Origin of the sequence: Erwinia sp. (genome assembly GCF_049696395.1) — a bacterium.
Taxonomy (GTDB): Bacteria; Pseudomonadota; Gammaproteobacteria; order Enterobacterales; family Enterobacteriaceae; genus Erwinia.
In genome coordinates, this window is record NZ_JBAVTT010000072.1 from 1 (window position 1) to 7674 (window position 7674).

Consider the following 7674-nt stretch of genomic DNA (forward strand, 5'->3'; position numbering starts at 1 on the left):
TCTATTTCCTTAAACACGGATAGCGGCACACTGCCGCAGCATTCAACGCGGGTGTTTTTTGCTGTGAAAACAGTCACCCTTTCCTCTTCTGTTGACGACTTAATAAGACCTTCGCAGTGGCTTCATAAAAAGGGTCATTAAGCCTGTGGTAATATAATGAAATATAAAATTCTGATGGCTGGCGCACTCGCAGCGCTCTCTTATAGTGCCTCTTCAACTGCTGCTACCGAATCGCCGGAGTATGTTTCCGACTGGTGGCATCAGAGCGTCAACGTGGTGGGAAGTTATCACACCCGTTTCGGACCTCAGTTCAATAACGACGTCTATCTGGAATATGAAGCGTTCGCCAAAAAAGACTGGTTCGATTTCTACGGCTATATCGATGCCACCAACTTCTTCGGCGTGGGTAACTCCAATGCGAACGGTATCTTCGATCACGGCTCCCCGCTATTTATGGAGATCGAACCTCGCTTCTCTATCGACAAGCTGACCAATACCGACCTGAGCTTCGGCCCGTTCAAAGAGTGGTACTTCGCTAACAACTATATCTACGATATGGGCCACAACAGCGATAACCGCCAGAACACCTGGTACATGGGTCTGGGTACCGATATCGATACCCATTCAGATGTGGGGCTCTCGCTCAACGTCTATGCCAAATACCAGTGGCAAAACTACGGCGCAGCTAACGAGAACAGCTGGGATGGTTACCGCTTCAAAGTGAAATATTTCGTGCCAATTACCACTCTGTGGGGCGGTAATCTGGGGTATGTCGGCTTCACCAACTTTGACTGGGGTTCAGACCTGGCTAAAGACACCGGCCCATCCCGTACCAGTAACTCTATCGCCTCAAGCCATATCCTTTCGCTGGGCTATGACCACTGGCATTACTCTGTTGTGGCGCGTTACTTCCACAACGGCGGACAGTGGGCTGACGGCCAGGAGCTGAACTTTGGTAGCGGTCCGTTTGAAGTGAAATCTACCGGCTGGGGTTACTACCTGGTGGTTGGCTACAACTTCTGATGTCTTAAACGCATTATCAACGCCAGCAGCTTAATCCCGGCTGGCGTTGTTGTTTTTCCTGTTCTGCCGTGCCATTCCCGCCCTTCAGACGTATACTTCCTCCGCAATATTGCCTCTGCTAAAAGGAACTTTTATGTCTCCCATGCCTGCCGAAGAGGGCTTAAAACTTCGTCCTCTGGAACGTGAAGACCTGCGTTTTGTCCACCAGCTGGATAACAATGCCAGCGTGATGCGTTACTGGTTTGAAGAGCCATACGAAGCGTTTGTGGAACTGTCAGATTTGTACGATAAGCACATCCATGACCAGAGCGAACGCCGGTTTGTGGTTGAGTTTGAAGGGAATAAAGCGGGATTAGTTGAACTGGTTGAGATTAACCATATTCACCGGCGTGCAGAATTCCAGATTATCATCGCGCCCAGCCATCAGGGGAAAGGCCTTGCCAGTAAAGCAGTGAAGCTGGCGATGGATTACGGATTCTCTGTGCTGAACCTGTATAAACTCTATCTGATCGTCGATAAAGAGAACAAGAAAGCCATCCATATCTACACCAAATTAGGCTTCGATATTGAAGGTGAGCTGATCCACGAATTCTTTATCAACGGCGAATACCGTAACACCATTCGCATGTGCATCTTCCAGCCACAGTATCTGGCTAAACATAAACCCGCACACGTGATGGTGAACTCGACAGCACAATAGCGCCCAAAGGACGCTAAAGAGCACGGTAATCAGGGGAAGAGCTGAATCTTCCCCATCATCAATTATCCTTTAACCGCGCGCGCCTACCGGATTCATAATGGTATTCACCCTCTCCGGATGAATGTTGTACATGCCGCCATTAAACGGATCGACAAATAACCAGCCAGGAATGCCCCCCAGCGGAATGTTGCCGAGGATGTACCAGAGGTTTACCCGCTCTTCCAACGGAATAGTCTGCGGGACAAAACCAGCACGCTCCAGTTGCAGCGTATATTTCTTCTTGCCAAGGTAGGAGCCATCAGACTTCAGCAGCGAGACCGTTTTAGGGGTAATACCTTCTGCAACGGCCCGGCCAGTTTCATCCTGCACCACAAACTTCACGCCCTGCGGCCAGGTTTGAATGGAAACGTCCTGTGTCTGATCGCCAACAATAGTGGCGCACCCGCTCAATAACCACGCTGAAGCCAGCGCCAGAAAAAGCCTTCTCATATGCGTACCTGCCAATGTAAATATTCAGAATAGTCTAAGCGGAGTCTGACGGGTTTTCATTTATAACGCCCGCCCATTGCGGGCGTTATAAGACAAATTTTCAGCGGGTTATCGGGAATGGCAGCGCTGGGCGATAGCGGCGATATCCGCAGGCGTTGTCCGGCAGCAGCCCCCGATCAATTTAGCCCCGGCAGACTGCCAGGCAGCAAGATTGTCGATCAAGGTGCAGGTAGAAGCATCGCTGTGCCAGGTTTTGCTGCTTGCGTCGTATTGCTCGCCAGAGTTTGGATAGACCACCAGCGGCTTTTTCGTCAGCGAAGAGAGCGTTTGCAGGGCAGCCGTCACTTTGTCCAACGCGATACAGTTTACCCCCAGCGCCACAGCCTGCGTGCAGCTATCCAGTAAAGTCACAACTTCGCTCAATGGCGTGCCGTCACTCAAATGGTCGCTGTCACGCAGCGTGAAAGAGAACCAGGCTGGCGTGTCCGGGAACTCCGCCAGCAAAGCAACCAAAGCCTGAATCTCAGCAAAGGAAGGCATCGTCTCGCAGGCAAGAATATCGGCTCCTGCTTCCACCAGCGCACGAACGCGCGGGCGATGAAAAGCCATCATCTCTGCCTGGGGCAATTTGTAGTCGCCACGGTATTCAGAGCCATCGGCCAAATAAGCGCCGTAAGGCCCTACTGAACCCGCTATCAGTAAATTTCCGGCCTGCGGTTCAGCAGCCTGGTAATCCGCTCTTGCACGGCTGGCAAGCTCCACGCTTCTGGCAATCAACGTCAACGACTCTTCTTCACTCAACCCACGCTTCGCAAAGCCCTGCGGAGTGGCCTGATAGCTGGCCGTAATGGCGACCTGCGCTCCAGCTTTAAAATAGTCGTAGTGCACCTGATAAATCAGTTCAGGGTTTTCAATCAGTACTTTAGCCGACCACAGCGCGTCAGTCAGATCGCAGCCACGCGCTTCCAGTTCGGTCGCCATTGCGCCATCCAGCACCAGGCCAGCAGCCACCTGTTGTTCTACAGACAGTTTATTCGGTAACACGCACACTCTCCTTCGCCAGCTCGCGATTTTTCAGTCGCTGAGTGAAATGATAGGCCGCGTAGCAAAGCGCTACAAAAGGCAGACCGCAGTATAACGCAATGCGTTGTTGCGGATCGAACGCCAGGCCCACACACGCCAGCAGGCAAAGCAGGAAGCCGAGGATTGGCGTGACCGGATACCATGGCGCGCGGTATTTCAACTCTGTCAGCGGTTTACCAGCGCGCACATGAGCACGGCGGAAAAAGAAGTGCGAAGCACAGATGCTGAGCCAGACAGCCACCACCGCAAAACCAGAAATAGCTGACAGCGCGACAAACACGGTATCAGGGGCGATCACGCTGGAGAACAGTGCCAGCAATCCACCCAGCATACTGACCGAAATCGCCATCAAGGGAATGCCGCGAGAGGTTAACTTTGCAAAGCAACGCGGCAAGGTATTCTGATTCGATAGCGACCAGAGCATTCTTCCCGAGGCATACAAACCTGAGTTCGCCGCTGAGAGGATGGCTGTCAGGATCACAAAGTTAAAGATATCGGCCGCATAAGGAATCCCGATCTTCTCAAACACCATCACAAACGGGCTTTTGACGATCCCTGCCTGATCCATCGGGATCAGCGCAGCCAGGATCAGGACAGTACCAATAAAGAAGATGATCAAACGAGCGACAGTAGTGCGGATCGCCAGGGGCAGAACTTTATGCGGGTTCTCCGTCTCGCCAGCGGCAATGCCAATTAACTCGGTGCCAGAGAAGGCAAAGTTCACGGCGACCATGGTCATCAGAATCGGCAGTCCGCCGTGCGGCAACCAGCCTGAAGCGGTGAGGTTCTGGAAGAACGGCGCGCTGCTGCCATCTTTCAGCGGGATGAAACCGAACATCGCCCCGCCGCCCAGGATGATAAAGGCGAGGATGGTGATCACTTTGATCACCGAGAACCAAAACTCCCCTTCAGCGAAGAAACGCGTAGAGATAACATTCAGCAAAAAGATCAGTGCACAAAACAGCAGACACCACAGCCAGACAGGCGATTGTGGAAACCAGTATTGCATACAGAAACCAGCGGCCGTCAGGCTGGAGCCAAGCGCCACGGTCCAGGTCAGCCAGTAGAGCCAGGCCACGGTGTAGCCGGTAGCCGGGCTGAGGTAGCGTGCTGCATAAACATGGAATGCACCTGTCTCTGGCATCGCCACTGAGAGCTCGCCAAGGCTCAGCATCACCAGATACACCACCAGCGCACCGATAATGTAGGCCAACAGCGTGCCTGCGGCTCCAGTAGTGGAGATGATATAGCCGGTATTGAAGAACAGACCGGTGCCAATCACGCCGCCTAACGAAAGCATCACCAGATGGCGGGCTTTCATGCTGCGCTTGAATTCTTGCGTTGTCTCGGGCTTGCTTTGCTGCATCGCTGATTTGTCCGTTTAGACGTCTAAACTTCTACATTAAGTCAGCGTTATACCGATTCTGGCCGGCGAAAGCAACGTTACTGAGTGCGGGGGAGGATGCAGAGAGGGCGAGCTTTTCAGCGCGACCGAAGCCTGCGCCGAAAACTCAAGGGACTGATTAATCAGCCAAACATGTTTACAATATAGCGTTCAAGCGCGGCGCGAGAACTGAAGCCGTGCGGGATCCCGTAGTGATCCTGATTCTCTCCTGCCAGATACATCGGGAACTGCACATACTCTTCGCAGGACTTCATATCGGAGGCTGGGTGAGCAAAGCCGTGGCTTTTTTCCTTCAGCGTAGGATGGATAATCAGTGCTGTACGGCCCATGCGTGCTTCGCGATTAACGTACACATAGTTATCGCCTCGACGGTAACCATAGGCTCTTGCGGTGACCGCATCCATTTCAAATCCCGCACCTTCCAGTACGCGAGCAACTTCATCAGGGCGTAAATACATACTTATTCCTCTAAAACGTGCCAACCCTGCAACCTTACAACAGCGTGAAGGTTCAGCGCTTTCGGAATAATCCATAAACGTCCTGCTTTCCGGTCCGGGTCACTAAAAATCGGCATGATGGTCTATAGTTAATAGTACGTTTCATTTCCAAGGGAGAGAAAAATGTTTAACCGAAACACTAAAAATGAAGACATTGATATCAATCAGGACGTCAATCAGCTGGCCGATACCCTTGACGACCTGCTGAAATCTTACGGTAGCAAAACCAAAGATGAAGTCGACGGAGCGCGCTCCCGTGCTGAAGCGATATTGAAAGAAACTCGCGCTAAGCTGCACGGCAATAACCGCGTCACTCAGGCCGCGAAAGATGCTGGCGGACATGTTGACTCTTACGTGCGTGATAAACCATGGCATGGCGTGGGAATTGGTACTGCATTAGGTATTTTTGTAGGGGCGCTGATTGCGACAACCACTTCATCGCGTAACTGATTTCGTTTCATTATCATCCAAATCCCTGCACTTTCCGGTGCGGGGATTTTTTTTTGCTGGTATCAAAGCGCCGCATCCCGCCTCTGGCAAGGCCTTAGCCTTTTCCCCTTAAAGAAAAGGCTAAGGCCTGGATATTGTGTGGTTGCAATATCAAACCACTATATCTAGTATTTAACCCATCAACCCAGCCACTACATGTGGTGAAGCGACGGCACCGGACAACAGCAAAATGCGTGCCAGACGAGACGTCAACCAGCCTATAAGGTAAATACGAATCATGCGCATTATTATTTACACAAAAAACAACTGTGTCCAGTGCAATGCGACAAAAAATGCCATGGACAAGCACGGCCTCGATTACCAGCTGGTTAACCTTGACCAGGAACCTGCTGCCGTAGAAACGCTGAAATCGATGGGCTACCGCCAGGTGCCGGTGGTAATGGTAGAGGAAGATCACTGGAGCGGTTTCCGTCCGGACAAGATCTCTGCGCTTCGTCAACTCACGGCAATGCAGGGTTAAGACGATGTCCACGCTGGTCTATTTTTCCAGCCAGTCTGAGAACACTCACCGCTTTGTCACCCGTACCAACCTGCCCGCTCGCCGTATTCCTCTGGACGCGGCGCAACGTTTGCAGGTTGAAGAACCCTACATTTTGGTGGTGCCCAGCTACGGCGGCGGCACCAGCAAGGGCGCGGTGCCCAGGCAAGTCATCCAGTTTTTAAACGATGTCAGTAATCGCCAGCTTATCCGCGGAGTGATCGCCGCCGGTAACCGCAATTTCGGCGAAGCGTATTGTCTGGCAGGCAGCATCATTGCGCAGAAATGCCAGGTGCCGTGCCTGTACCGCTTTGAGCTTCTGGGCACCGCCGACGACATCGCCAACGTTTATCAGGGAGTAACCGAATTTTGGCAGCGACAGAAAGTACACTCATAACCCCGAATCCGGCCGCGCTGGATTATCACTCGCTCAATGCGATGCTCAACCTGTACGATGCCGAAGGCAACATTCAGTTTGAGAAAGATAAAGAAGCCACGCGTCAGTATTACCTGCAACATGTTCTGCCAAACACCGTGAAATTTGATTCCGTTGGTGAGCGCTTACAATACCTGGTTTCAGAGGGCTACTACGAAGCCGAAGTGTTGAATGCCTATCCGTTTGAGTTTGTCAGTTCGCTGTTTGAACAGGCTTATCAACGCCGTTTCCGCTTTCAGACCTTCCTGGGTGCCTGGAAATTTTATACCAGCTACACGCTGAAAACCTTCGACGGCAAACGCTATCTTGAAGGCTTTACCGAGCGCGTCTGCATGGTGGCGCTGACGCTGGCAAAAGGCGATCGGTCGCTGGCTTCTTCACTGATGGAAGAGATGCTGTCCGGCCGTTTCCAGCCGGCCACACCGACCTTCCTGAACTGTGGCAAACAGCAGCGCGGTGAGCTGGTCTCCTGCTTCCTGCTGCGAATTGAAGACAACATGGAGTCTATCGGCCGCTCGGTAAACTCCGCGTTGCAGCTTTCCAAACGTGGCGGCGGCGTGGCATTTCTGCTCTCCAACCTGCGTGAGTCAGGTGCGCCGATTAAGCGCATTGAAAATCAATCATCCGGCGTGATCCCGGTGATGAAGATGTTGGAAGATGCCTTCTCTTACGCTAACCAGCTTGGCGCTCGTCAGGGCGCTGGGGCCGTGTATCTGCATGCTCACCATCCGGATATTCTGCGCTTCCTGGATACCAAACGCGAAAATGCTGACGAAAAAATCCGTATCAAAACGCTCTCACTTGGCGTGGTCATTCCAGATATCACCTTCCATCTGGCCAAGACTAACCAGCAAATGGCGTTGTTTTCGCCGTACGACGTTGAGCGCATCTACGGCCTGCCATTTGCTGATATCAGTATCAGCGACAAGTACGAAGAGATGCTGGCGGATCAACGTATCACCCGCACCTTTATCAATCCGCGCGAGTTTTTCCAGACGCTGGCAGAAATCCAGTTCGAGTCCGGCTATCCGTACATCATGTTTGAAGATACGG

The 7674-nt window shown here is 52.3% G+C and carries 10 protein-coding genes; 6 read left to right on the forward strand and 4 right to left on the reverse strand.

Annotated features, from left to right (window positions below; all coding sequences use genetic code 11):
* Positions 1-156: 156 nt before the first annotated feature.
* Together WCC56_RS09945 and speG are read left to right on the forward strand one after the other, a co-directional pair.
* Positions 157-1023, forward strand: coding sequence for a nucleoside-specific channel-forming protein Tsx (locus tag WCC56_RS09945; protein WP_424692212.1), 867 nt, complete (start codon positions 157-159; stop codon positions 1021-1023).
* Positions 1024-1165: 142 nt separating this feature from the next.
* Positions 1166-1723: a spermidine N1-acetyltransferase gene (speG, locus tag WCC56_RS09950; protein ID WP_424692221.1), complete on the forward strand. Its 558-nt coding sequence runs from the start codon at positions 1166-1168 to the stop codon at positions 1721-1723.
* Between the two features lie 69 nt (positions 1724-1792).
* Here the strand turns inward: speG and WCC56_RS09955 are convergent, their stop codons facing one another.
* The 4 genes from WCC56_RS09955 to WCC56_RS09970 form a co-directional block, all read right to left on the reverse strand.
* Positions 1793-2212 (reverse strand): hypothetical protein, encoded by a 420-nt coding sequence (locus tag WCC56_RS09955; protein WP_424692213.1) that lies wholly within the window; start codon positions 2210-2212, stop codon positions 1793-1795.
* A 108-nt stretch (positions 2213-2320) separates the two neighbouring features.
* On the reverse strand, positions 2321-3256 hold the full coding sequence (mmuM, locus tag WCC56_RS09960; RefSeq protein WP_424692214.1) for a homocysteine S-methyltransferase: 936 nt from the start codon (positions 3254-3256) through the stop codon (positions 2321-2323).
* Positions 3243-4661 carry an S-methylmethionine permease gene (mmuP, locus tag WCC56_RS09965; RefSeq protein ID WP_424692215.1) on the reverse strand — a complete coding sequence of 473 codons (1419 nt, stop codon included), beginning with the start codon at positions 4659-4661 and terminating at the stop codon, positions 3243-3245. Before mmuP ends, mmuM begins: the two co-directional genes overlap by 14 nt.
* Positions 4662-4822: 161 nt before the next feature.
* On the reverse strand, positions 4823-5158 hold the full coding sequence (locus WCC56_RS09970) for a DUF2002 family protein (protein ID WP_424692216.1): 336 nt from the start codon (positions 5156-5158) through the stop codon (positions 4823-4825).
* Positions 5159-5320: 162 nt separating this feature from the next.
* On the opposite strand from WCC56_RS09970, the gene WCC56_RS09975 reads away from it, so the two are divergent.
* The 4 genes from WCC56_RS09975 to WCC56_RS09990 form a co-directional block, all read left to right on the forward strand.
* A complete protein-coding gene (locus WCC56_RS09975; protein WP_424692217.1) occupies positions 5321-5647 on the forward strand; it encodes a DUF883 family protein in 327 nt (108 codons plus the stop codon).
* A 277-nt stretch (positions 5648-5924) separates the two neighbouring features.
* Positions 5925-6167 carry a glutaredoxin-like protein NrdH gene (gene nrdH / locus WCC56_RS09980; protein WP_424692218.1) on the forward strand — a complete coding sequence of 81 codons (243 nt, stop codon included), beginning with the start codon at positions 5925-5927 and terminating at the stop codon, positions 6165-6167.
* Between the two features lie 4 nt (positions 6168-6171).
* The gene (gene nrdI, locus WCC56_RS09985) at positions 6172-6582 is read left to right on the forward strand and encodes a class Ib ribonucleoside-diphosphate reductase assembly flavoprotein NrdI (RefSeq protein WP_424692219.1); all 411 of its coding nucleotides are present in this window, start codon (positions 6172-6174) and stop codon (positions 6580-6582) included.
* Positions 6555-7674, forward strand: a 1120-nt coding sequence (locus tag WCC56_RS09990) for a ribonucleotide reductase N-terminal alpha domain-containing protein (protein WP_424692220.1), incomplete at its 3' end; no start/stop codon positions are given. The genes nrdI and WCC56_RS09990, both read left to right, overlap by 28 nt.